Source organism: Rhizobium sp. S96, from assembly GCF_030382195.1.
In the GTDB taxonomy this organism is placed as follows: domain Bacteria; phylum Pseudomonadota; class Alphaproteobacteria; order Rhizobiales; family Rhizobiaceae; genus Rhizobium.
Window position 1 is genome coordinate 32,107 of the sequence record NZ_JAUDRY010000012.1, and the last position, 22,270, is coordinate 54,376.

General features: G+C 61.1%; 21 protein-coding genes. 9 read left to right on the plus strand and 12 right to left on the minus strand.

Going from position 1 to position 22,270, the window contains the following annotated elements:
- The first annotated feature begins 38 nt into the window (after positions 1 to 38).
- Positions 39 to 722 carry a tetratricopeptide repeat protein gene (locus tag QTL94_RS14965; RefSeq protein ID WP_065690889.1) on the plus strand — a complete coding sequence of 228 codons (684 nt, stop codon included), beginning with the start codon at positions 39 to 41 and terminating at the stop codon, positions 720 to 722.
- Between the two features lie 15 nt (positions 723 to 737).
- Positions 738 to 2,159 (plus strand): ribosome biogenesis GTPase Der, encoded by a 1,422-nt coding sequence (gene der / locus QTL94_RS14970; RefSeq protein WP_289802416.1) that lies wholly within the window; start codon positions 738 to 740, stop codon positions 2,157 to 2,159.
- A gap of 45 nt (positions 2,160 to 2,204) precedes the next feature.
- On the opposite strand, the gene QTL94_RS14975 is transcribed toward der, so the two are convergent.
- Both QTL94_RS14975 and QTL94_RS14980 read right to left on the minus strand, forming a co-directional pair.
- Entirely contained in the window at positions 2,205 to 3,797 is a 1,593-nt protein-coding gene (locus QTL94_RS14975) for an ABC-F family ATP-binding cassette domain-containing protein (RefSeq protein WP_289802417.1), read from the minus strand.
- A gap of 180 nt (positions 3,798 to 3,977) precedes the next feature.
- A complete protein-coding gene (locus QTL94_RS14980) occupies positions 3,978 to 4,211 on the minus strand; it encodes a hypothetical protein (RefSeq protein WP_065690892.1) in 234 nt (77 codons plus the stop codon).
- Between the two features lie 264 nt (positions 4,212 to 4,475).
- Here QTL94_RS14980 and QTL94_RS14985 point away from each other — a divergent pair, with 264 nt between their 5' ends.
- A complete protein-coding gene (locus QTL94_RS14985; protein WP_289802418.1) occupies positions 4,476 to 5,690 on the plus strand; it encodes an MFS transporter in 1,215 nt (404 codons plus the stop codon).
- Positions 5,691 to 5,710: 20 nt separating this feature from the next.
- Here the strand turns inward: QTL94_RS14985 and QTL94_RS14990 are convergent, their stop codons facing one another.
- The gene (locus tag QTL94_RS14990) at positions 5,711 to 6,907 is read right to left on the minus strand and encodes a glycosyltransferase family 4 protein (RefSeq protein ID WP_289802544.1); all 1,197 of its coding nucleotides are present in this window, start codon (positions 6,905 to 6,907) and stop codon (positions 5,711 to 5,713) included.
- A gap of 138 nt (positions 6,908 to 7,045) precedes the next feature.
- Positions 7,046 to 7,966: a sugar kinase gene (locus QTL94_RS14995; RefSeq protein ID WP_065690895.1), complete on the minus strand. Its 921-nt coding sequence runs from the start codon at positions 7,964 to 7,966 to the stop codon at positions 7,046 to 7,048.
- Positions 7,967 to 8,122: 156 nt separating this feature from the next.
- Here QTL94_RS14995 and QTL94_RS15000 point away from each other — a divergent pair, with 156 nt between their 5' ends.
- Together QTL94_RS15000 and bglA are read left to right on the plus strand one after the other, a co-directional pair.
- Positions 8,123 to 8,359, plus strand: a complete 237-nt coding sequence (locus tag QTL94_RS15000; RefSeq protein ID WP_289802419.1) for a hypothetical protein — start codon at positions 8,123 to 8,125, stop codon at positions 8,357 to 8,359.
- A 103-nt stretch (positions 8,360 to 8,462) separates the two neighbouring features.
- The gene (gene bglA, locus QTL94_RS15005; protein WP_289802420.1) at positions 8,463 to 10,115 is read left to right on the plus strand and encodes a beta-galactosidase BglA; all 1,653 of its coding nucleotides are present in this window, start codon (positions 8,463 to 8,465) and stop codon (positions 10,113 to 10,115) included.
- Positions 10,116 to 10,137: 22 nt separating this feature from the next.
- Here the strand turns inward: bglA and ade are convergent, their stop codons facing one another.
- The 3 genes from ade to aptA all read right to left on the minus strand — a co-directional run bounded on the left by ade (position 10,138) and on the right by aptA (position 14,647).
- The gene (gene ade, locus QTL94_RS15010; protein ID WP_289802421.1) at positions 10,138 to 11,847 is read right to left on the minus strand and encodes an adenine deaminase; all 1,710 of its coding nucleotides are present in this window, start codon (positions 11,845 to 11,847) and stop codon (positions 10,138 to 10,140) included.
- Between the two features lie 120 nt (positions 11,848 to 11,967).
- Entirely contained in the window at positions 11,968 to 13,071 is a 1,104-nt protein-coding gene (locus QTL94_RS15015) for a branched-chain amino acid ABC transporter substrate-binding protein (RefSeq protein ID WP_065690898.1), read from the minus strand.
- Positions 13,072 to 13,321: 250 nt separating this feature from the next.
- Positions 13,322 to 14,647 carry an omega-aminotransferase AptA gene (gene aptA / locus QTL94_RS15020; RefSeq protein ID WP_289802422.1) on the minus strand — a complete coding sequence of 442 codons (1,326 nt, stop codon included), beginning with the start codon at positions 14,645 to 14,647 and terminating at the stop codon, positions 13,322 to 13,324.
- On the opposite strand from aptA, the gene QTL94_RS15025 reads away from it, so the two are divergent.
- Positions 14,646 to 14,849, plus strand: coding sequence for a hypothetical protein (locus tag QTL94_RS15025; protein WP_289802423.1), 204 nt, complete (start codon positions 14,646 to 14,648; stop codon positions 14,847 to 14,849). The two genes, aptA and QTL94_RS15025, sit on opposite strands and share 2 nt — an antisense overlap.
- 68 nt (positions 14,850 to 14,917) lie before the next feature.
- Here the strand turns inward: QTL94_RS15025 and QTL94_RS15030 are convergent, their stop codons facing one another.
- The 5 genes from QTL94_RS15030 to QTL94_RS15050 form a co-directional block, all read right to left on the minus strand.
- Positions 14,918 to 15,232: an ArsR/SmtB family transcription factor gene (locus QTL94_RS15030; protein WP_065690901.1), complete on the minus strand. Its 315-nt coding sequence runs from the start codon at positions 15,230 to 15,232 to the stop codon at positions 14,918 to 14,920.
- Positions 15,233 to 15,332: 100 nt separating this feature from the next.
- On the minus strand, positions 15,333 to 16,088 hold the full coding sequence (locus tag QTL94_RS15035; RefSeq protein ID WP_289802424.1) for a HugZ family pyridoxamine 5'-phosphate oxidase: 756 nt from the start codon (positions 16,086 to 16,088) through the stop codon (positions 15,333 to 15,335).
- Between the two features lie 32 nt (positions 16,089 to 16,120).
- The gene (gene choV, locus QTL94_RS15040; protein ID WP_065690903.1) at positions 16,121 to 17,173 is read right to left on the minus strand and encodes a choline ABC transporter ATP-binding protein; all 1,053 of its coding nucleotides are present in this window, start codon (positions 17,171 to 17,173) and stop codon (positions 16,121 to 16,123) included.
- A complete protein-coding gene (choW, locus tag QTL94_RS15045) occupies positions 17,170 to 18,015 on the minus strand; it encodes a choline ABC transporter permease subunit (RefSeq protein WP_289802425.1) in 846 nt (281 codons plus the stop codon). Before choW ends, choV begins: the two co-directional genes overlap by 4 nt.
- Positions 18,016 to 18,096: 81 nt before the next feature.
- Positions 18,097 to 19,053: a choline ABC transporter substrate-binding protein gene (locus tag QTL94_RS15050; protein WP_065690905.1), complete on the minus strand. Its 957-nt coding sequence runs from the start codon at positions 19,051 to 19,053 to the stop codon at positions 18,097 to 18,099.
- Positions 19,054 to 19,289: 236 nt separating this feature from the next.
- Between QTL94_RS15050 and QTL94_RS15055 the strand changes: the two genes are divergently transcribed.
- The 3 genes from QTL94_RS15055 to QTL94_RS15065 all read left to right on the plus strand — a co-directional run bounded on the left by QTL94_RS15055 (position 19,290) and on the right by QTL94_RS15065 (position 22,268).
- On the plus strand, positions 19,290 to 19,889 hold the full coding sequence (locus QTL94_RS15055; RefSeq protein WP_289802426.1) for a thymidine kinase: 600 nt from the start codon (positions 19,290 to 19,292) through the stop codon (positions 19,887 to 19,889).
- Between the two features lie 69 nt (positions 19,890 to 19,958).
- Complete coding sequence (locus QTL94_RS15060) at positions 19,959 to 21,032, plus strand: hypothetical protein (protein ID WP_289802427.1); 1,074 nt, start codon at positions 19,959 to 19,961, stop codon at positions 21,030 to 21,032.
- A 105-nt stretch (positions 21,033 to 21,137) separates the two neighbouring features.
- The gene (locus QTL94_RS15065; protein WP_289802428.1) at positions 21,138 to 22,268 is read left to right on the plus strand and encodes a DUF2333 family protein; all 1,131 of its coding nucleotides are present in this window, start codon (positions 21,138 to 21,140) and stop codon (positions 22,266 to 22,268) included.
- The last annotated feature ends 2 nt before the right edge of the window (positions 22,269 to 22,270 follow it).

Below are 22,270 nucleotides of genomic sequence, written 5' to 3' on the forward strand. Positions count from 1 at the left end.
ACCCGCATGACTGGGCATATCCGCGGCCGGAGACGAGAATGGCATTCAACGACGACAGCTTCATTCGTGAGGTCAATGAGGAACTGCGTTCCGATCAGGTGAAGGGCGCGTGGCGCCGGTTCGGCCGTTATCTGATCGCGCTCGCCGTCCTGATCGTGCTCGGTACGATCGGCTTCAAGGTCTACGAATACTGGGACGACAATCAGTCTTCCGGCGCCGGCGACAAGTTCATTGCCGCCATGAAGCTTGCCGACGAGAACAAGAACGACGAGGCACTTGCCGCACTCGAGCAGCTGGAGAAAGACGGGCACGGCGCCTATCCGATCCTAGCACGTCTGCGCGCTGCCTCGGTTCTGGCCCAGAAGGGTGACACCGCTGGCGCCGTTGCTGCCTTCGACGTGATCGGCAAGGACAACGCCGCACCGGCTGCCGTTCGCGATGCTGCCAAGATGCGCGCCGGCTGGCTGCTGATCGAGGGCGGCACCTACGAGCAGGTTTCCGCCCATGTCGAGGAAATGGCCGTTCCCACCAACGCATTTCGCCACTCCGCCCGTGAAGCACTCGGTCTTGCCGCCTACAAGGCCGGCAACATGACGCAGGCTCGCCAGTGGTACCAGGCGATCGTCGACGACGCGCAGAGCCCGCGCAATGTTGCCAATCGCGCCCAGATGATGCTTGATAACATCACTGCATCCGGCAAGGCGCCCGCCGCACAGGGCTGAGTGTAAGGAATTTCCATGAGTTTTACGGTTGCGATCGTTGGTCGCCCGAATGTCGGCAAGTCGACCCTTTTCAACCGCCTGGTTGGGAAGAAGCTGGCGCTTGTCGATGACACGCCCGGCGTAACCCGCGACCGTCGCCCCGGCGATGCGCGGCTCATGGGGCTGACCTTCACCATCATCGATACCGCCGGTCTCGAAAAGGCCGACGCCGAGAGCCTTCAGGGCCGCATGCGTGCCCAGACCGAAGCGGCGATCGACGAGGCAGACATCTCGCTGTTCGTGGTGGATGCCAAGTTCGGCCTGACGCCGGTCGACAAGGAACTGGCCGAGATGCTGCGCCGTCGCGGCAAGCCGGTCGTCCTCGTCGCCAACAAGTCGGAAGCCAAGGGCTCGGACGGCGGCTTCTATGACGCCTACACGCTCGGCCTCGGCGAGCCGGTGCCGATCTCGGCCGAACACGGGCAGGGCATGCTCGACCTGCGTGACGCCATCGTCGATGCAGTCGGCAAGGACCGCGCCTATGCCAAGGACGAGGAAGACGTTGCCGAGACGAACGTCGACCTTCCCGCCGAGATGGAAGAGGACGAGGACTACGAGCCCGAATACGACGATACCAAGCCGCTGCGCGTGGCGATCATCGGTCGTCCGAATGCCGGCAAGTCGACGCTGATCAACCGCTTCCTCGGCGAGGACCGGTTGCTGACCGGACCAGAGGCCGGCATCACCCGCGACAGCATTTCCGTCGAGTGGGACTGGCGCGGCCGCACCATCAAGATGTTCGACACGGCCGGCATGCGCCGCAAGGCGCGCGTCACCGAAAAGCTCGAGAAGCTGTCGGTCGCCGATTCCCTGCGTTCGATCCGCTTCGCCGAGACCGTGGTGATCGTCTTCGATGCGACCATTCCGTTCGAGAAGCAGGACCTGCAGCTGGCGGATCTGGTTATCCGCGAGGGCCGTGCCGCCGTGCTCGCCTTCAACAAGTGGGACCTGATCGAGGACCAGCAGGCGGTTCTCGCGGATCTGCGCGAAAAGACCGAACGTCTGTTGCCGCAGGCGCGCGGCATCCGCGCCGTTCCTATATCAGGTCAGACGGGCCGCGGCCTCGACAAGCTGATGCAGTCGATCATCGACACCGACATGGTGTGGAACAAGCGCGTCTCGACCGCCAAGCTCAACCGCTGGCTCGATTCGATCACGACGCAGCATCCGCCACCGGCCGTTTCCGGGCGGCGCCTGAAGCTGAAGTACATGACCCAGGTCAAGGCCCGTCCACCGGCCTTCATGATCTCCTGCACCCGCGCCGATGCCCTGCCGGAGTCTTACACGCGCTATCTGATCAACAGCCTGCGCACCGACTTCAACATGCCGGCCGTGCCGATCCGCATCCACTATCGTGCGTCGGAGAACCCGTACGAATCGAAAAAGCGCCGGACGTAGTGCCGCAGCGGAGGTCTCCTCCGCCACGGCATGACTGCGCCTGGTCTAGGCGCCGGCGAGCGGAAGCTCGATCCGGCGCGTTATCCCGATTGCATCCAGGAAGACCTCGTCGTGGCTGACGACGAGGAGCGCCCCGTCATAAGCGCGTAAACCGGCCTCGACTGCCGCGATTGAATCGATGTCGAGATGGTTGGTCGGCTCGTCGAGGATGAGCAGCGATGGCGGCGACGATCCGCCGAGGACGCAGGCAAGTCCGGCACGCAGCAACTGACCGCCGCTGAGCGTCGATACGCTCTGCAGCGCGGCGTCCGCCCGGAACATGAAGCGGGCGAGGGCGGCGCGGCAGGCGTTTTCGTCCGATTGCGGGTTTAGCCGGCGGAAGTTGTCGCGGATCGACAGCCCGGCGTCGAGGATGCTCACCTGCTGGTCGAGCATGGCGAGGTCGGCAACAGTCGACACCACGCCGGCGAATGGTTGCAGGCGTCGGGTGATCAGCGCCAGCAAAGTCGTCTTGCCGGAACCGTTCGGGCCGACGATCGCCACGCGTTCGGGTCCCGTCATGTCGAGGGAGAGGTTGGTGAAGATCGGGCGGTCCGGGTGGTAGCCTGCGGCGATGCCATCTATCTTCATAACGGTTCTGCCCGCCGGCAGGTTTGTCGGCGCCAGCTTGACGGAGAGTGGTTGGATAACCTCGATCCTTGCGCGTGCCGCGTTGGCCTCACCGAGCGCCTGCGTACGGCGACGCTCGGCGAGGCGGGCGTCCTCGCCGCTCGTGGCCTCGCTTCGCTCCTTCATGCCACCGAGCACGATGCGCGGAGCATCGCCCTTGGCAGCCTTGCGCTTCCCAGCTCCATCTTTCCTGGCCTTCCGTTCGGCGACGACCTGCGCGTTGCGGGCGAGGTCGGCGACGCGCTTTTCGGCATCGGCCAGATCGTGCTGTGCGGCCGCGAGTTCCAGGCTCTTGCGTTCGCGGTAACTGCTCCAGTTGCCGCCATAGCGCGCTGCACCGAGCGATGTCAGCTCTACGATGGCATCGACGGTCTCCAGCAGTTCCCGGTCGTGACTGACGACGACCGCGCCGGAACGCCAGCCTGCAAGCAGATCGATGACGGCCTGTCTGCCATCGCGATCGAGATTGTTGGTTGGTTCGTCGAGAACGAGAAAATCGGGTTCGGCAAAGACGAGCGCGGCGAGCCCGGCACGGGTGCGCTGGCCACCGGATAGCGCCGACAGCTTTGTGTCAGGCTCCGCATCGAGGCCCACGCGTGCGAGGGTGGCGGCGATCCGAGCCTCCAGCATCCAGTCGGCGGCGGCGAGTTCATCGGCTGTTGCCTCGCCCAGTTCTGCGCGACGAAGCCAGTCGAGAGCCTCCGTCGCTCCCATGAGGTCGGCCACGGTCTCTTCGGCGGTGACCTGCACCACCTGACGCAGAACGCCCAGGCTGCCCGCAAAGGATATCGTGCCGGAGCGGGGTTTCCGCTCTCCCGAGATCAGTTTCAGGAGCGTCGTCTTGCCGACGCCGTTCCTGCCGACCAAGCCCGTGCGTTCCGGGCCAAGTGTCAGGTTTAGTTCCGAGAGGAGAGGGTGTCCGTCAGGCGTGGACCAGGAAAGATTGGAGATGGCAATGGATGTCGGCATGGATATGAGATTCCCCGTTGGCAAGGCAAGTTGGCGTTGCGATACGGTTGGAATCCATTGCGGCACACATCCTGTTGGAATGAAAGACGGTCGGAAAATAGGCGATGAGGGGCGGGTGTTCAACCCCGGTCGGCCGTTATTGAATGCGATGCGGGCGCTGAGCGCTCAAGACACGCTTGTTCAGTCGCCGAAATAATAAACAGGTTCGCGGGTCAGTTCTCCGCGCCCGAGGTGGCCGTAGACGTCGTTTCCCAGGATCCAGAAAGAAATCGTCTTGGTATTCGAACAAAAGATATAGTCTCCGGAGATCCAATGCTCCGACTTGCTGCTGGACATGGGGTATAGTGCGTCGCCAGCCTGATACATTACGGCTTTGTGCGACTTGTAATCATATAAATAACGCTCGCCAGACATGTCGCCTTCCGATTCTATTGTTTTAGAATCTCACGGCGATCGCGTTATGTCTAATAGTAGTATTTTAATATATCCGGACTCTCTGCTTGCCGAAGCGCGAGTAATAGCCAGTTGCCCCGGCGCGGGACAGTGAGGAGCCTGCAAAAAAAGTGCGACCGTGATGTCGAAAGCTAGCTTGCCGGGACGTCTTAATAGCACGCATGCTGTGAAGGCATGCCGTAACGCTGATTGGATCACTATTTCGGCTCGGGAGGTTACGTGGCCATGAGTATGTCCTACCGGTGGGTCATTGTTGGTGCAGGTGCGCTGATGACCTGTGTTGCGCTTGGCGCGATGTTCTCGCTGGCGATTTTCCAGGAACCGATCGCAACGGCAACCGGCTGGTCGCATGTCGGTATCGCCAGTGCGATGACGCTCAATTTCCTTGTTATGGGTGTCGGTGGCTTCCTGTGGGGCGCCGCAAGCGATCGCTTTGGTCCGCGTGTCGTCGTGCTGTTTGGGGCCGCTCTTCTCGGGCTGGCCCTGGTCCTGTCGAGCCGCGCGACGACGCTTCTCCAGTTTCAGCTCACCTACGGCATTCTCGTTGGCCTGGCGGCCAGCACGTTCTTCGCGCCCATGATGGCGGCGACGACGGCATGGTTCGACAAGAACCGTGGTCTGGCCGTTTCCCTTGTCTCGGCAGGGATGGGCGTTGCGCCCATGACCATCTCGCCTTTCGCTCGGTGGCTGATTTCTGCCTATGAGTGGCGTCCCGCCATGCTGATTATCGGCATTGGCGCCTGGGCATTGCTGTTGCCGGCGGCACTGCTCGTCCGTCGTGCGCCTGCAACCGCGGGCGAAGCTGCCACCGATGTCTCGACCGAAGGCGCTCCGGTTGCGCTATCGAAGGTGTTTCGGTCGCCGCAGTTCATTGTGCTCGGCCTGACCTTCTTTGCCTGCTGCGCGGCGCATTCGGGACCGATTTTCCACATGGTCAACTACGCGACGATCTGCGGCGTGGCGCCGATGGCGGCTGTCAGCATCTACAGCGTCGAGGGCCTGGCGGGTCTGGGCGGCAGGTTGTTCTATGGAACGCTTGCCGACAGGGTCGGGGTGAAGCCTGTTATCGTCGGCGGGTTGTTGGTGCAGGCCATTGCCCTCGCAGGCTATCTCTTCGTCAGCCAGCTCAGCGAGTTCTATATGTTGGCGATGATTTTCGGCAGTGCCTATGGTGGCGTCATGCCGCTCTACGCCTTGCTCGCCAGGGAGTATTTTGGTCCCCGGATCATCGGCACCGTGTTTGGCGCGGCCACGATGCTGTCGAGCCTCGGCATGGCGTTCGGACCGCTGGTTGGCGGCTGGATCTTCGACACCTTCCAGAATTATTCGTGGCTGTTTATCGGCTCGGCGATGGTGGGACTTGCGGCTGCAGCCATTGCTCTGGCTTTCCCGCCCTTGCGGAGGGCAGAGAGCGAACCGGCGCTTGGCCTGTCCTCCTGAGTTGGAATCAGAAACCGGCCTTAGCCGTTAAGGCCGGTTCCGCCGCATAGCTGCGCCGCCTCGTTCTCGGATCGTCTTGCCTTGGCACGGGACTTCGCCGCGAACTGCCAGGCCTTCTTCCATTTTGGCGTGATGATGCCATTGGCGGCGCGGATGTTGTTGATGAACTGCTGCGTCGCGGCTTCCCAGGAATACTGCAAGGCAAGCTCGCGCGCTTTTTCGCGTGAGGATGCGAGGCCCGCGAGGCAGGCGCTGCGCAGGTCATCGTCAAGGACGCCGACCTCGCCGATGTCCCCGATGATGTCGAGCGGCCCGGTAACAGGATAGGCCGCGACCGGAACGCCTGAAGCAAGCGCTTCGAGGATGGTATTACCGAAGGTATCCGTTAGGGACGGGAAGACGAAGACGTCTGCCTGCGCGTATGCGCTGGCCAGCTCCTCGCCGACTTTCATACCGGTAAACAGCACATCGGGGTAGCGGCTCTGGAGTTCGGCGCGCGCCGGACCATCGCCGACAACGACCTTCGAGCCGGGCAGGTCAAGGTCGAGGAAAGCAGGCAGGTTCTTTTCCAGGGCGACGCGACCGACCGTCATGAAGATCGGGCGTGGAAGATCGAAGGGCGTCGCATCAAGAGGCGCTGGGCGGAAGAGGTTCGCGTCGATGCCACGGCTCCAGGGCATCAGGTTGCGGATGCCCTTTCCAGAGAGCTCCCGCGCCAAGCTCGGGGTGGCCACCATGCAGCCGGCACCGGAATTGTGGAACCACCGGACGAAGGCATAGAGCCAGCTCTTCGGCACCGGCAAACGGGCGGAGACATATTCCGGAAAGCGCGTGTGGTAACTGGTGGAGAACGGCATGCGGTTTTTCAGGCACCAGCGCCGCGCCCGCAGGCCCAGGGGCCCTTCCGTGGCGATATGCACATAGGAAGGCTTGTGTTTCTCGATTGCGCGGGCCACGCGGCGGTAGCTGGCGATCGACAGGCGAATTTCGGGATAGGTAGGGCAGGGAATGCTGCGGAAATCCTGCGGCGTCACCATCGACACCGCAACGCCCATCGTCGCCAGTTCCCGGTTTGTGTTCTCGATGGAGCGGACGACACCGTTGACTTGCGGGTGCCAGGCATCGGTGACGATGACGAGCCGCTCGGCAACCCCCGGACGGTCTACCTCCGAGACGAGGCTCTGGGCGCTTGGGGTATTCGACAGACGCTGCAGCATGGCCCTGACTTCCATCCGCGCCGTATCCGGTCATGGCGCAAATTCCGGGCGGTCGTCGGACAAGCGATTCCCGCAGGGCTTATTCTGCCGGGCCTCCATGATGGAAATATTACAGCTGTGGTCGGCGTCTCACGATGCCTACAGCGTGTCGAGCCCGAGCTTTTCAGGAGCCACGAGCGCGCCATGCTCGCTGACCACGCGCGCGGCGACCTTGGCTGCGGCGCGCGCCGCCTGTGTCGCGTCGTTCGTTCGCAGATAGCTCGCCAGAAACGCGCCGTTGAAGCTGTCCCCAGCACTGGTCGTATCGACGACCTGTTCCACTTTTTCCGCCGCGACGAAACTGACGGTACCGCCGAAACTGAGGGTTACACCGTCGGCACCGTTCTTCACGACGACACTGGTGGCGCCGAGCGCGCGATACCGTTCGATCGTCGCTTCGATCGAAACGTCGCCGAAGTGAGCTGCCTCGTCATCGAAGCTGGGGAGGACAATCGACGATGCGCGCGCGCCTTCGCTGATGGTCGCATGCATCTCATCGTAGCCGGACCAGAGCCGTGGGCGAATGTTCGGATCGAATGCGACGAGCTTGCCGACCGCCTTGGCACGACGGATTTCGGCAAGGAGCGTATCGACGTGATCGCGCGACAGGATGGCAAGGGTGATGCCGGAGAAATAGATGACGTCACAAGCTTCGATCGCCTCGCGCAGGCGGTCGGGGTCAGCGGCGAGCAACCGGGCTGCCGAACTATCGCGCCAGTAGCTGAACGAGCGTTCGCCGTCCTTCAGGCTGATCATGTAGAGGCCCGGCGCCTTTCCCTTGATGCGACGGATGAAGCCGGTTCCGATCTGCGCCTGGTTGAAGAACGCAAGCATTTCGTCCGACATGGCGTCGTCGCCGAGTGCCGTGAAATAGTCGACCGACCACTCCGGCGACAGGCAGGCGCGCGCATACCAGGCGGTGTTCAGCGTATCGCCGGCAAATCCCTTCCTCAGCAGACCGGCACCGGCCTGCGAGAGTTCCACCATGCATTCGCCGATCGACAGAAAACGTTTGCTCAAAACCAGCCTCCCTGAATTGTGCGCTTTCGCTGATACGCGGAGAGACTGGCGGTGACAAGCGCACGAAGCGGAAGTTTGGGCGCAAATGTCTGGATTTGCGGAGCGTTTGGTTCAGGCGTAAGCTGAAGACGAAATGCCTGGCAAAGGAGGAAGGCGATGGCGCCTGCCGTTCGTGTCGCTGTGGTTGTTGCGCTGCTGTTGCCTTCGTATGGTGCGCTATCCTATGCGCGTGGCGGTGGAGAAGGGAAAAGCACCGCGGAAAAATGCCATATGCTCCTGATGAAATGGCGCGGGGCGGATCACAGCCATCACATGGCCAAGGTTTTCAACGTGCGCGACAAGGCGGAAAAGAAGATGAAGAGGCTCGGCTGCCCGCTGCCTGAGACCGCGTAAGAACTTTTCACGGCCCATTTCTTCGAACACTTCGCTTTTGGTTGTCTTTTGTTTCGTCCGCTTTAGTCTGAGCTCGAATGAATTTGAGTGAGGACGAAGACGCATGGCATTGCGGGCAGACGGGAATGCGGACTGGTGGCGTGGCGCGGTTATCTATCAGGTCTATCCGCGATCGTTTCAGGACACCAACGGGGACGGCCTTGGAGACCTGAAGGGCATTACCCAGCGCCTGCCATACATCGCCAGCCTTGGTGTCGATGCCATCTGGCTCTCTCCGTTCTTCAAGTCGCCCATGGCCGACATGGGCTATGATGTCTCGGACTATTGCGATGTCGACCCGATCTTCGGAACGCTCGCCGATTTCGACGAGTTGATGGCCGCTGCCCATGGGCTGGGCATCAGGGTCATCATCGACCAGGTGATCTCGCATACGTCGGACGTTCACCCCTGGTTCGTCGAGAGCCGGTCGAGCAGAACCAATCCCAAGGCGGACTGGTATGTCTGGGCCGACCCGAAGCCCGACGGCACCGCGCCGAACAACTGGCTTTCGATCTTCGGTGGCCCGGGCTGGGAATGGGATGGCGTGCGGCGCCAATATTACCAGCACAATTTCCTGACGTCGCAGCCGGACCTCAACTTTCACAGCAAGGACGTTCAGGACGCGCTGCTTGCCACCGTGAAATTCTGGCTCGATCGCGGCGTCGATGGTTTCCGCCTCGATACGGTGAACTATTACTTCTGCGACAAGCTCCTGCGGGACAACCCGCCGCACGAGCCGGATGCGAGCGACGGCGGCCTCGATGCGCCCGATTCCAACCCCTATGGGATGCAGAACCACCTGTATGACAAGACGCAGCCGGAGAATATCGGCTTCCTGCAGCGTTTCCGCGCGCTTCTGGACCGCTATGAGGGGCGCGCTACGGTTGGGGAAGTGGGGGATGGCGCGCGGTCGCTGAAGACCGTGGCCGCCTATACCAGCGGCGGCGACAAGCTGCACATGTGCTACACCTTCGACCTGCTCGGCCCCGATTTTACGGCCGCGCATATCCGCAATTGCGTCGATGCCTTCCAGAAGGCGGTGGTCGACGGCTGGGTATGCTGGGCCTTCTCCAACCACGATGTGAACCGTCATGTGAGCCGTTTTGCAAAGACCGAGGAGGAGCAGCCCGTCGTCGCGAAGCTGGCGATCTCCGTGCTCGCGGCTTTGCGCGGCTCGATCTGCCTGTATCAGGGGGAAGAACTCGGGTTGCCGGAGGCCGAGCTTGCCTTCGAAGATCTGCGCGACCCCTATGGCATCCGCTTCTGGCCTGCCTTCAAGGGGCGCGACGGATGCCGCACACCGATGCCGTGGGAGGCTGCCAAGGCACATGCCGGCTTTACGACCGCCGAGAAGTCGTGGCTGCCGGTACCCTATGAGCAGGCGGCGCTTGCCGTGGATGCTCAGGATGGGCTCGAGGGCTCTGTGCTCAGCCACTACCGGCAGACGCTCGCGTTCCGCAAGAGCCGCCCTGTGCTGATGGATGGTTCTATGTCGTTCATCGACACCAACCAGGATCTGCTGGCCTTCACGCGAACAAAGGGCAGCGAGACGTTGCTCTTCGTCTTCAATCTGACGCGGCTGCCAGCCGAATTCAGGCTGCCGGTCGGGATGTCGCTGGGCGGTGTTGTTCCGATGCCGGGCTTCGAGGCGGCCACGGCGGCTGGAAGCATAAAGCTGAAGGCGCTGGACGCCATCTGCGTCGACGTTCGCGGCTGAGGCGGCCCCTGGGCCGCCTCGTTCACCGGATCAGCTGGAATTTGTCGACATCCACCATCCCCATATCCGAAATCTTGAGGTGGGGGATGACGGGCAGCGGCAAAAAGGCGACCTGGAGGAAGGGCTCTTCCAGAGTCGTTCCAAGGGCATACGCCGCTTTTCTCAAGCTGTGCAGCGTGTCGCGCACGGCCTCGTAGGGTTCCAGGCTCATGAGGCCGGCGATCGGCAGTGCGATTTCGCCGGTCACCTTGCCGTCTTCAACGACGACGAAACCGCCCTTGATTTCGCCAAGCCTGTTGGCTGCGAACGCCATGTCGTCCTCGCTGACGCCGACAACGCAGATGTTGTGGCTGTCGTGGCCGACGGTCGATGCGATTGCGCCCTTCTTCAGGCCAAAACCCTGAACGAAACCATTGGCATGGTTGCCGTTCTTGCCGTGCCGCTCGATCACGGCCACCTTGATGATGTCGTTGGCGAGATCCACGGCGGTTTCGTTGCCCTTGACCGGCAGCCGGTAGCGCCGGTGTTCGGTGATGATCTTGCCCGGCATGACGCCGATCACAGGCGTTTCGCCATCGGCGACCGGCACGCCGAAGTGTGCGGCGTTCACCGGGCGGGCCTTGACGCTGTCGAGGCCGACGGGCGCGACCGGCTTGCGGGTAGCGAAAAGCTCCGAAGTGACCTTGCGCCCACCGGAAAAGACAATCTCGGCCTTGCAGCTTTCGAGGCTGTCGAGAACGACAAGGTCAGCGCGCCAGCCCGGAGCGACGAGGCCACGGTCTCGGAGGCCGAAGGCGCGGGCGGCAGAGATGGAGGCGGCACGATAGATGGCAAGCGGCTCGACGCCGTTGGCGATGGCGGTCCGGATCATGTAGTCGAGATGGCCCTGCTCGGCGATGTCGAGAGGATTTCGGTCGTCGGTGCAGAGCGCCAGGTGAGGGGACAGGCGTTCGGTGATGATTGGCATCAACGCCGCCAAGTCTTTCGAGACCGAGCCTTCTCGCACCAGGATGTGCATGCCCTTGCGGATCTTCTCGAGTGCTTCCGCAGCCGTGGTGCATTCGTGCTCGGTGCGGATGCCGGCCGAGAGATAGCCGTTGAGATCGTTGCCGCTGAGGAGCGGGGCGTGACCATCGATATGCTCGCCCTGGAACGCCTCGAGCTTTGCCATGCAGACGGGATCCTTGTGGATCACGCCGGGGAAGTTCATGAACTCGGCAAGGCCGATAACCTTCGGATGGTCGCGGAAGGGGAGCAGCTTCTCGATCGGCAGGTCGGCGCCCGAGGTTTCGAGATGGGTGGCGGGCACGCAGGAGGAAAGCTGGACGCGGATATCCATAATCGCTTCCAGCGCCGAGTCCAGGAAGAAGCGGATGCCGTCGCTGCCCAGCACGTTGGCGATCTCATGCGGATCGCAGATCACTGTCGTGACGCCGTAAGGCAGGACGCAGCGGTCGAATTCATGTGGCGTCACCAGCGACGACTCGATGTGGAGATGTGTATCGATGAAACCGGGGACGACAATGCGGCCGGAGATATCGATCTCGACTTCGCCTTCATAGGTGCCGCAGGTGCCGACGATCCTGTCGCCGCAGATGGCGATGTCCGAGGCGACGAGTTCACCGGTTACGAGATCGAAGAAGCGACCGCCTTTCAGGACAAGGTCGGCCGGTACGCGGCCTGTTCCCTGATCGATGAAGCGTTCGAGTTTGGCTGTCATTGTTTCCCTCATGCTGTGTGTCGTTCGTTATAACCCATAAGCGGGACAAAGCGAGATCGTCGCTATTGGCCAAACGAAAACCGGGCGCTGTTGAGGCGCCCGGTCGAGTATCGATTTTGGAAAGATCAAGCCTTATTCGGCGGGAACGATCTTACCGTCTTCCCACTTGTAAAGTGCGAAGCTCTGCGATGTCAGGTCGCCGGTCTCGCCGTAGGTGAGCTTACCGATGGCGGTTGCGATCGGTTCGCCAGCCTTCAGCGCGGTGGCGACGGCTTCCGCGTCTTCCGCGCTGCCGGCCTTTTCAATGCCGGCCTTGATGACTTCAACGGCGGCATAGGCGTTGAGCGTGAAGGCTTCAGCCGGGATGCCCTTGGCTTTCAGGGCGTCGGCTGCAACCTTGGAATCGGGGTTCTTGGTTGCGTCCACGGCATTGGTGAAGATCGTACCGGCAGCTGCCTGGGTGCCGATGTTCCAAAACTCGCTGTTCGAGAGGCCGTCGCCGCCGATGATCGTGGCGTTGACCGAGAGGTCATGCAGCTGACGGGCGAGCAGGCCGCCTTCCGGGTGATAGCCGCCGAAGTACACGACATCGGCCTTCTCTGCCTTCAGACGGCTGGTGAGCGCGCTGAAGTCCTTGTCGCCGGGCGTCAGGGCGTCGTCGAAGACTTCCTTCATGCCGCCGGCGTTCAGCGTTGCCTTGAAGGCGTCAGCGAGACCCTTACCGTAGGCGCCCTTGTCGTTGATGATGGCAACGCGCTTGTCCTTGAAGTTTTTCAGGACGTAGCTGGCGGCAACTTCCGCCTGCTGGTCGTCGCGACCGGTGGTGCGCAAGACGTTCGCAAGGCCGCGCTTCGTCAGGTCAGGAGCGGTTGCGGTCGGCGTGACCATAAGGACGCCGTTTTCAGCAAGCACGTCGGAGGCCGGGATTGCAACGCCCGAGGTAACAGGACCGACGACGAAACGGATACCGTCGCCGACGAGCTGGTTCGCTGCCGATACGCCCTGCTTCGGTTCGCCGGCGTCGTCTGCATACTTCAGGACAACCTTCTCGCCGAGAATGCCGCCGCTCTTGTTGATCTCGTCAACGGCTGCCTGGGCGCCGTTCTTCACCTGGTCGCCGTAGGCGGCGACAGGGCCGGTCAAAGGCGCAATGAGGCCAATCGTGATGTCGGCATGGGCAAGTGGCGCGAAAGAGATGGAGGCAACGAGCGCTGCCGTCAGGGTCTTCAGGGTCATATTTTGTCTCCTTGGATGGGTTTCAAACCCGCGACTATCCTGCCGCAGCGGCCAACCCAGGTCGTACAACAGCCCTCAAGGGATGCGCCAAGAGACGACGGGTCGCGCGCGGCGAATGCCCCGTCCGCCATGTTTGGCTTCGACGGTGCATGGCAAGTTTCTTAAGAATTTACCGTTGATTGCGCAAGAAGATAAAAAAATTAGGCCCGTTTTTGCCGAAACCGACAAAACGGGCCTATGAGAACACAGTTTAGATGTTGTTTTGCAGAATTTCGCGAAGTTTTCCGAAAAGTTCGTCGATGTGGTGTTTCTCGATGATCAGCGGCGGCGAAAGCGCGATGATGTCGCCGGTCGTGCGGATCAGCAGACCCTTCTCGTAAGCCTTGAGGAAGGCCGTGAAGGCGCGCTTGGTTGGTTCGCCTGCAATCGGGTCGAGTTCGATCGCGCCGATCAGGCCGGTGTTGCGGATATCGATGACATTCGGGCAGTCCTTCAGCGAGTGCAGTGCGTCCGCCCAGTAGTCGGAAAGCTCGGTAGCGCGCGTCAGCAGGCCTTCTTCCTTATAGGTGTCGAGGGTGGCGAGTGCGGCCGCCGCGGCAATCGGATTGCCGGAGTAGGTGTAGCCGTGCATGAACTCGATCATGTGCTCCGGACCGGTCATGAAGGCATCATGAATTTCGGAGGTGACAAACACGGCGCCCATCGGAATGACGCCGTTGGTCAGGCCCTTGGCGGTCGTGATGATGTCGGGCTTGACGTCGTAATACTGGGCGGCGAACGGAGCGCCGAGGCGGCCGAAGCCGGTGATGACTTCGTCGAAGATCAGCAGGATGCCGTGCTTGGTGCAGATTTCGCGGAGCTTCTGCAGGTAGCCCTTCGGCGGGATCAGGACGCCGGTGGAGCCGGAGACCGGTTCGACGATCACGGCTGCGATCGTGGAGGCGTCGTGCAGGGTGACGATGCGCTCGAGCTCGGTTGCGATATCACCGCCATGTTCCGGCTCGCCGCGGGTGAAGCGGTTCTTGTCTGGCTGATGGGTGTGCGGCATGTGGTCGACGCCGGTGAGCAGGGTGCCGAACATCTTGCGGTTCGAGACGATGCCGCCGACGGAGATGCCGCCGAAATTGACGCCATGATAACCTCGTTCGCGGCCGATCAGGCGGAAGCGGGAGCCGTTGCCCTTCACGCGATGGTAGGCCAGCGCGACCTTGAGGGCGGTCTCGACCGATTCCGAACCGGAGTTGGTGTAGAGGACGTGATCAAGACCCTCGGGGGCAAGGTCGACGAGGCGGTTGGCCAGCTCGAAGGCCTTGGGGTGGCCGAGCTGGAAGGCCGGCGCGTAGTCGAGTTCGCCCGCCTGCTGGCTGATCGCCTCGGTGATCTTCGGGCGACAATGCCCGGCATTCACGCACCAGAGGCCCGCCGTGCCGTCCAGCACCTGCCGGCCGTCGTGGGTCGTGTAGTACATGTCCTTGGCGCCGACGAACATGCGCGGCTCCTTCTTGAACTGCCGGTTTGCCGTAAAGGGCATCCAGAAGGCGCGTAGATCGTTGGGGGCATTCAGGCGATTGGACATGCTGTTCTCCATGGCCTTTGAGGAGGCCGTTCCCGGTATTTGGCGAGTGCCGATATTTTTACTGCCCGGTCAAATTATCAGCGCATCTTTGGGCGTCAAGCCGGGGAAATGTCTCACCGAGAGCGGGAGACGAGGGCCTGAAAAAGATAAAACCGGCAAACTTAGTTTGCCGGTTCAGGAATATGAAAAGGTGATGAAATAGCAGTGCCGCGTAGACCAGTATTCACTCGACAACGCGACTTATAAGCCGAAATGATGTCAAGCGGACCGTTAAGCGGCCTTGGTGCGAACCTGGACGGAATAGATGTCCTGGAGGGTTTCGAGGATCTTGATGACCTGCTCGGAGCTGCTCGAATAATAGATCGTTTGCGCGTCGCGACGGGTCTTTACGAGCTTCTGTGCGCGCAGCTTCGAGAGGTGCTGCGACAGGGCCGACTGGCTGAGGCCAACTTCGGTAGCAAGGGCTCCGACGGGAATTTCGCCTTTGACCAGATTGCAGAGAATGAGCAGACGTTTGGGGTTCGCCATTGCCGATAGCAAGGCAGCTGCAACGTTGGCGTTGGCTGTTAAATCGATTGTGTCCATAATCGTGATCCCATGCGAAACTATATTCAAAAAGACATGTGTCTGCCCGAAGCCAGCGGACGTATCAAAAATACCCACGCCGTCTCAAGATTGTATATAGCTAAATTTCAGGTATTGCGTATTTCATGTTAGACATACGCAAATAAACATATTCCGCGTCCTGCGCAACCTCTTCAAACTCGTGCCGCAGCAGCGAATCCCCTGAAATTACATCAAAACCGGCGCAATCTACTCCACAAATGCGCCAATCGGCATTGTCGGGGCCCTTGAGCGCAAGGGCTGTCTCTCTGGCCAGTTGGGGGTGGCTGACTAGCAGTTCTCGCACTATTTGCTCGGATCGTGCTGCCAGCGTCTCGTTTGCCTCCGATCGAATCGTGAGGTCGTCGCCGGTCAAAATGTAAGCGCGGCCGAAGCCTCCGTTCATGCTGGCGGATTGCGGCACGAGGCGGAAAAAGCGGAAATCCGGAAAGTCGATGTAGAGCTTTGCCTTGGCATGGCGGTCGAGGAACCGTGCGCGAATGCGTGCATGGACCGGGCTGTCGCGGTCCACCGGTTCGGCCAGGCACTGCGTCGTCAGGCGAGCATAGGCGAGGGGATCGCCCTTGCCGGGCTCACCCGTCAACAGCGACGCCCTCGAGTCGGCATCGAGCGCGCGGGTATGCGCCGACAGACCGGAGACGAGAATGACGGGTGTGCCATCGATATCGGTGCCAAGCAGAACGCGGCTGGAAAAGGGGAAGCCCGTCTCCGGGTCGATGACGGCAATGGCGGCATAGCGGGCGGAGCGGAGAAGGGTGCGAGCGAGCTTGCGCGCTTCTCCGTCCGTTTCCCTGATTACAGAAGCTTGATCTTTCATGTCCACTTTTCTGACGTAAGCGGACGATGGGATCAAGCCTGTTCTTTTCGCCTATGCTGCGTCAGGCCCGAGACGACGTCCTGTGCCGAAATCGTGCCGATGATGGCGCCATTTTCGACGACGCCGATGCTGCCGGGCTGACGCGACAACGCATCCAGAATGTCGATCAGCGGTGTCTCCGCGCGGGCGGTGCCGCTGACCGTGGAACCGACGGCGGCATGGCCCAGACCAGGCTGCATGACATCCTGGGCCGTCAGCATGCTGATCGGGTTCATGTGCTGGACGAAGTCGGCGACGTACTGGTCGGCCGGGTTCTTCACGATGTCCTGCGGCGTGCCGCACTGGATGATACGCCCGCCCTCCATGATGGCGATGCGGTTGCCGATGCGAAACGCCTCGTCCAGATCATGAGAGACGAAGAGAATCGTCTTCTTGAGACGCCGTTGGAATTCGAGCAACTCATCCTGCAGGCGGGTTCGGATGAGCGGATCGAGTGCCGAGAACGGCTCGTCCATCAGGAGGATCGGCGCGCCAGTCGCAAAAGCGCGGGCAAGGCCGACGCGCTGCTGCATGCCGCCGGAGAGCTCGTTGACCTTGCGATCGGCCCATTTCGTCAGGTTGACCAGCTCAAGCTGCTCGCCGACCCGTTTCTTGCGCTCACTTTCCGGCATGCCGGCGAGTTCGAGGCCGAAGCCGACATTGTCGGCAACGGTGCGCCAGGGGAGCAGTGCGAACTGCTGGAAGACCATCGATACGGTATGCATGCGAAGGTCGCGCAGGCCCTTTGCGCTCGTCTTGTAAGGATTGCAGGGACCGGAGGCGGTCGAAACCGTGACCTCGCCGCGCACGACCGGGGCAAGCCCGTTGACGGCGCGCAGCAGGGTCGACTTACCGGAACCGGAAAGTCCCATCAGGACAAGGATTTCGCCTTCCTCGATGCTGAGGGAAGCGTCGGCGACGCCGAGGACGAGGCCGGTTGCAGCTCCGATCTCGTCACGAGTCTTGCCCTGATCAGCCAAGGAGAGAGCGGCTTCCGGCTTGTCGCCGAAGACGATGCTGACATTGTCGAAGCGGACCGCGCTCATACGCCATCTCCTTCACCCGCGGTGCGGAACATTCGGTCGAGAATGATCGCGAGAATGACGATGCAGAGGCCTGCCTCGAAACCCTTGGCGACGTTGACGGTATTCAGAGCGCGGACGACCGGCACGCCGAGACCGTCGGCACCGACGAGGGCCGCGATGACGACCATCGACAGCGACAGCATGATCGTCTGTGTCAGGCCGGCCATGATCTGCGGCGTGGCGTAGGGAAGCTCAACCTTGCGCAGCACCTGCATCGGCGTCGCACCGAAGGACTCGGCTGCCTCCACCAGCGAGGGCGGGGTCGAGATGATTCCCAGGCGCGTCAGGCGAATGGGGGCGGGGATCGCGAAGATCACGGTTGCGATCAGGCCGGGCACCATGCCGAGACCGAAAAGGATAAGCGCTGGAATCAGATAGACGAAAGTCGGAATGGTCTGCATCAAGTCGAGGATCGGTCGCAGCGTGGAGTAGACCCAGGCGCGCCGGGCAGCCGCGATGCCGAGCGGGATGCCGACGATCATGCTGACGAAGGTGGATGCCAGGACGAGCGCCAGTGTCTCCGTCGTTTCCTTCCAGTAGCCCTGGTTCATGATGAACAGCAGCCCAAGACAGGTGAAGACGGCAACGACGACCGAGCGACGGAGCCAGTAGGCGATGGCGCTGATGCCCAGGACGACGATCAAAGGATGCGGCTTCTGGAGGACGAAAAGCAGCCCATCGATGACGTGAGAGAGAATGAAGGCAAGCTGGTTGAAGAACCAGTCGGCGTTGGACGTCAACCAATCCACGAAGGCTTTCGCCCACGGGCCAATAGGAATTTTAAAGTCGGTGATCCAGTTCAAGGGCTCGCCTATCCAGAAAGAACAACAACAATCGCGATGATAGCGGGAGCGGGGTGGGGTAGACCACCCCGCTTTTCGATATCAGAGGCCGAGGCTTTTCTTGACGGCCGGAAGGCCATCAGCACTGCCGTCGCGCGTCTTCACGCCGGCGAGCCACGGGTCAAGTGCCGTCGGATTGGCTTTCAGCCATTCCGCCGCTGCCTTTTCAGGCTCTTGGCCATCGTTCAGGATCTTGCCCATGATCTGGTTTTCCATCTCGAGCGAGAAGACCATGTTCTTGAGCATGACGCCGACGTTCGGGCAATCATTGAGATAGCCCGCACGAACGTTGGTGAAGACCTTCGCGCCGCCGAAGTCCGGCCCGAAGACGTCGTCACCACCCGTCAGATAGGTGAGCTTGAAGTTGTCGTTCATTGGATGCGGTTCCCATCCGAGGAAGACGACAGGCTTGCCTTCCTTCTCGGAGCGGGCGACCTGCGCCAGCATGCCCTGTTCGGAAGATTCGACCACTTCCATGCCCTTGAGGCCGAAGGTGTCCTTGTCGATCATGTCCATCACGAGGCGGTTGCCGTCGTTACCGGGCTCGATGCCGTAGATCTTGCCGTCCAGGTCTTCCTTGTGAGCGGCGATGTCCTTGAAATCCTTGATTCCGAGTTCAGCGCCCTTGGCGTTGGTCGCCAATGTGTATTTCGCGCCGACGAGGTTCGGGCCAAAAGATTCAACCGACTTGTCGTCGAGGAACGGACGAACGTCCTTTTCCTGGGTCGGCATCCAGTTGCCCAGGAAGATGTCGATGTCCTTGTTCTTCAGCGACTGGTAGGTAACCGGTACGGAAAGAACCTTGACGTCGGGGGTGTAGCCGAGGCCCCGGAGGACAACAGCTGCGGTTGCGGTGGTCGAGGTGATATCCGTCCAGCCAACGTCCGAAAAATGGACGGTGGAGCAGCTGTCCGGATCGGCTGCAAATACGGCTGTTGCGACGGAGAGAGCGGCAACTGCAGTGGCGGTGATCAGTTTGAATGCGCTTGTCGTTTTCATTTATAGACTCCCAGTCTTACGTTCCCAAGCCAATCACCAATAGCGCAGTTTTACAAGCGACCTCAGTGCGTTTGCGCCGCATTGCAGTATCCGAATGCGACGTCGGCATTTTTCCCGGAATGCCCGGATTTTCGGGCTTTGCACGCATTTCGGGCGGGAATTTCCTGTGGCTAATAAAATGCGGGGCTTTTCTTCGCGGGCCCGAGCTTTCAAGAAGCAAAAAGACGGAGAAATCGATGGCAAAGCTCTATTTCAACTACTCGACCATGAACGCCGGCAAATCGACGATGCTGCTTCAGGCCGCCTACAATTATGAGGAACGCGGCATGCGCGTCGTCCTCCTGATTGCGGCCTTCGACGAGCGGGCCGGGAAGGGCGTGATCGGGTCGCGGATCGGTCTCCAGGCAAATGCCGTGGCGTTCGAACCGGAGGCGGATCTGTTTGCGCTGATCGGGGATCTGGGTGGCGATGAACCAATTGCCTGTGTGTTCGTCGACGAGGCGCATTTCATGACGCGCGAGCATATCTGGCAGCTGGCGCGCATCGTCGATCGCAAGAACATTCCCGTCATGGTCTACGGCTTGAGAACAGATTTTCAGGGCAAGCTCTTTCCGGCATCGCAGGAACTCATGGCGATTTCGGACGAGATGCGTGAAGTTCGCACCATTTGCCATTGCGGGCGCAAGGCGACCATGGTGGTGCGCCTGGACGGCAACGGCAAGGTGGCTCGGGAAGGTGCCCAGATCGAGGTCGGCGGCAACGAGAAATATGTCTCCCTCTGCCGTCGCCATTGGGACGATTCCATGAACGGCGAATGGGTTGCCGAGGCTGTCTGACGTCGCAAGCAGGTTTTCTTTGTGAAGGCGACCAGCTAGTTTCGTGGCAATGATTCACGGGAGCGTCCGGTGCGCAAGGCTTTCTCCTTCGACATGCAACTTGATGCGGCTTGCGCGCTTGCAAAAGCACTGCCGCCCGAGGGGCGCCTCTGCGTCGATTTCATCGGTGAGTTCGCCAGAAGCGACAGCGAGATCGACGACGAGCGGTTTCTGACTGAGAACACGCGGTTTCACACCTTCGTCGCCAACGGCACCACCTTCACGGATCTGGCCGCCGAGCTGGTCTCCGGCCTTGACCTGCTGACAGTGAAGGTGTCGGCCGATCTCGACAGTTTCCGTGGCCTTACCGCCGTCGAGCGGCTGATCGGGCGGTTTTCCCGCCAACGCATGTGGCGTCGTCACAGTGCTCGCGTGCGCGCAGCGCCGGTGGTCGAGCGGCTTCGCGACCTCATGGTGAAGTCAAACGCCGCTGCCGGTCTGGTCGCGGACTACCGGACATTCGCGCTTTCCGCACACAAGGCCGCTGAGCGCAAACTAATCGATATTATCGAACACCGTCGGCGGCTCGTCGATGAGATCGATATCGCGCGGATCCGCATCAAGGAACTGAATGCCAAGGCCCTGACGACGCAGGGACGCATCGGTCTTTACGGCAGCAAGACCGAATGGGAGCGCATGGAGCGCGAGCGGCAGTCGCTCAAGGCTGAGGCCGATCGCATCTCCACCGAAGAGCATCGTCTTCGCGATGAGAGCCAGCGGCGCGAGCGTTTCATCGGTATCTTCCAGATGTTCGTCGATGCGTTGAACAATCAGGTCGGTCTCTGCAATACGCTCATACGCAAGCTGATGATCGATACGGAAGAGCGCCTGCTGATCTATCAGGCGCAAGTTGACACCGATATTCCCGGCTCGAAGGTGCAGATATCGGCGGAACTCTTTCCCAACATCGCCGACGCCATCTCGCTGTTCGAGCGCAACATGCTGGTGCCGCAGGATCTGCAGCAGCGCAAATACACCGCCGACGCCGCTTTCGACAAGAAGTTCGCGGCATTCGCGCATGAGCGGACCGAGGAGCCCGGGGCGCCGCTCATCGACACCACAAAGATATCCACTCGATTGCGCTTTCGGTTCCTGCGCTCGTAGCTCGTCTCAAAGACACAATAATATCAGCCGCATGTTGTGCTTGCGCGACCGAGCACATATGTCAATGCGAAGAGATATCGGGCTTACGCAAGCTGGGAGAAGATGATGGGTGACAGGATCGCCGAGTTTTTCAGGTCGATCGGCCGGGCTCTCGGTCGTTGGGCTCGGCTGTTCATTGCCTGGGCCGTCTGGCCGTTTATGGCCGCTCGCGGCTGGTACGTGCGGCGAACATGGATGGTCCGTCTTCCTGTCATGGGGCTCGTGGCATTGCTTGTGGGCCTCTACGGCTACTTTTTCTGGCAGACCCAGTCCTGGTCAGGTTTCAACCCATCCTTCGTGGATGAATACCGGCTCTCCGAGCGCAAGGTTCCGGCGGGGCAGGAGCTTCCCGTAGCTGAGGGCACTGCAGCACCCGCCGCCAAGACCTGCCAGCGTTCTGCGATCGTCGATGTCGCGGCAGACCTCACCGATTTCAACGTCAACCAGAATGCGTGGATTTCTTCCATGCTGCTCTATCGACTGGGCTTCTTCGGCATCGATTGGGATCACACGCCGTTTCTCGACAACAGGGCCTCGTTCCAGCGCGGCGTGAACCAGGCGGTCCGACGCACCTCCGTCGAGCTGGTCGACAGTCTTGGCCGCGTACGGGGCACCTCGGGCATCAACAACGATCTCCAGAAGGCCCGCGGCAATTTGCAGTTCGATGAGTACAGCTGGTACTTCGGGCTCGACCCGTTCGGGCCGAAGACGCCGACACCAAGCTATTATCGTTCGGCGATCGAAAGCCTGCGCAAGTTCAACACCGATCTTTCGAACTGCGATGCTATTTTCGATGGCCGCGCCGACAACCTGATCCAGTTCATCGACCGTATTGCCAACGACCTAGGCAGCACCTCGGACATGCTGGCAGAGCGTTCCGCCAATCATTCCCGCGGTTGGTTCGACACGCGAGCCGACGATCGGTTCTGGTTCGCTTACGGCCAGCTCTATGCGTATTACGCGATCCTGAGCGCGGCGCAGTCGGATTTCTCGAGGGTGGTTGCCGAGCGCAATCTGGGGGCGATCTTCGGTGCGACCATCAAGCAGTTCCAGGCGGCGCTGCGCATTCAGCCGGCGATCATTTCCAACGGGCGCGAGGACGGCTGGATCATGCCGAGCCATCTGGCTACGATGGGTTTCTATATCTTGAGGGTGCGTTCGAACCTGGTGGAAATCCGGTCGGTTCTGGACCGGTGATG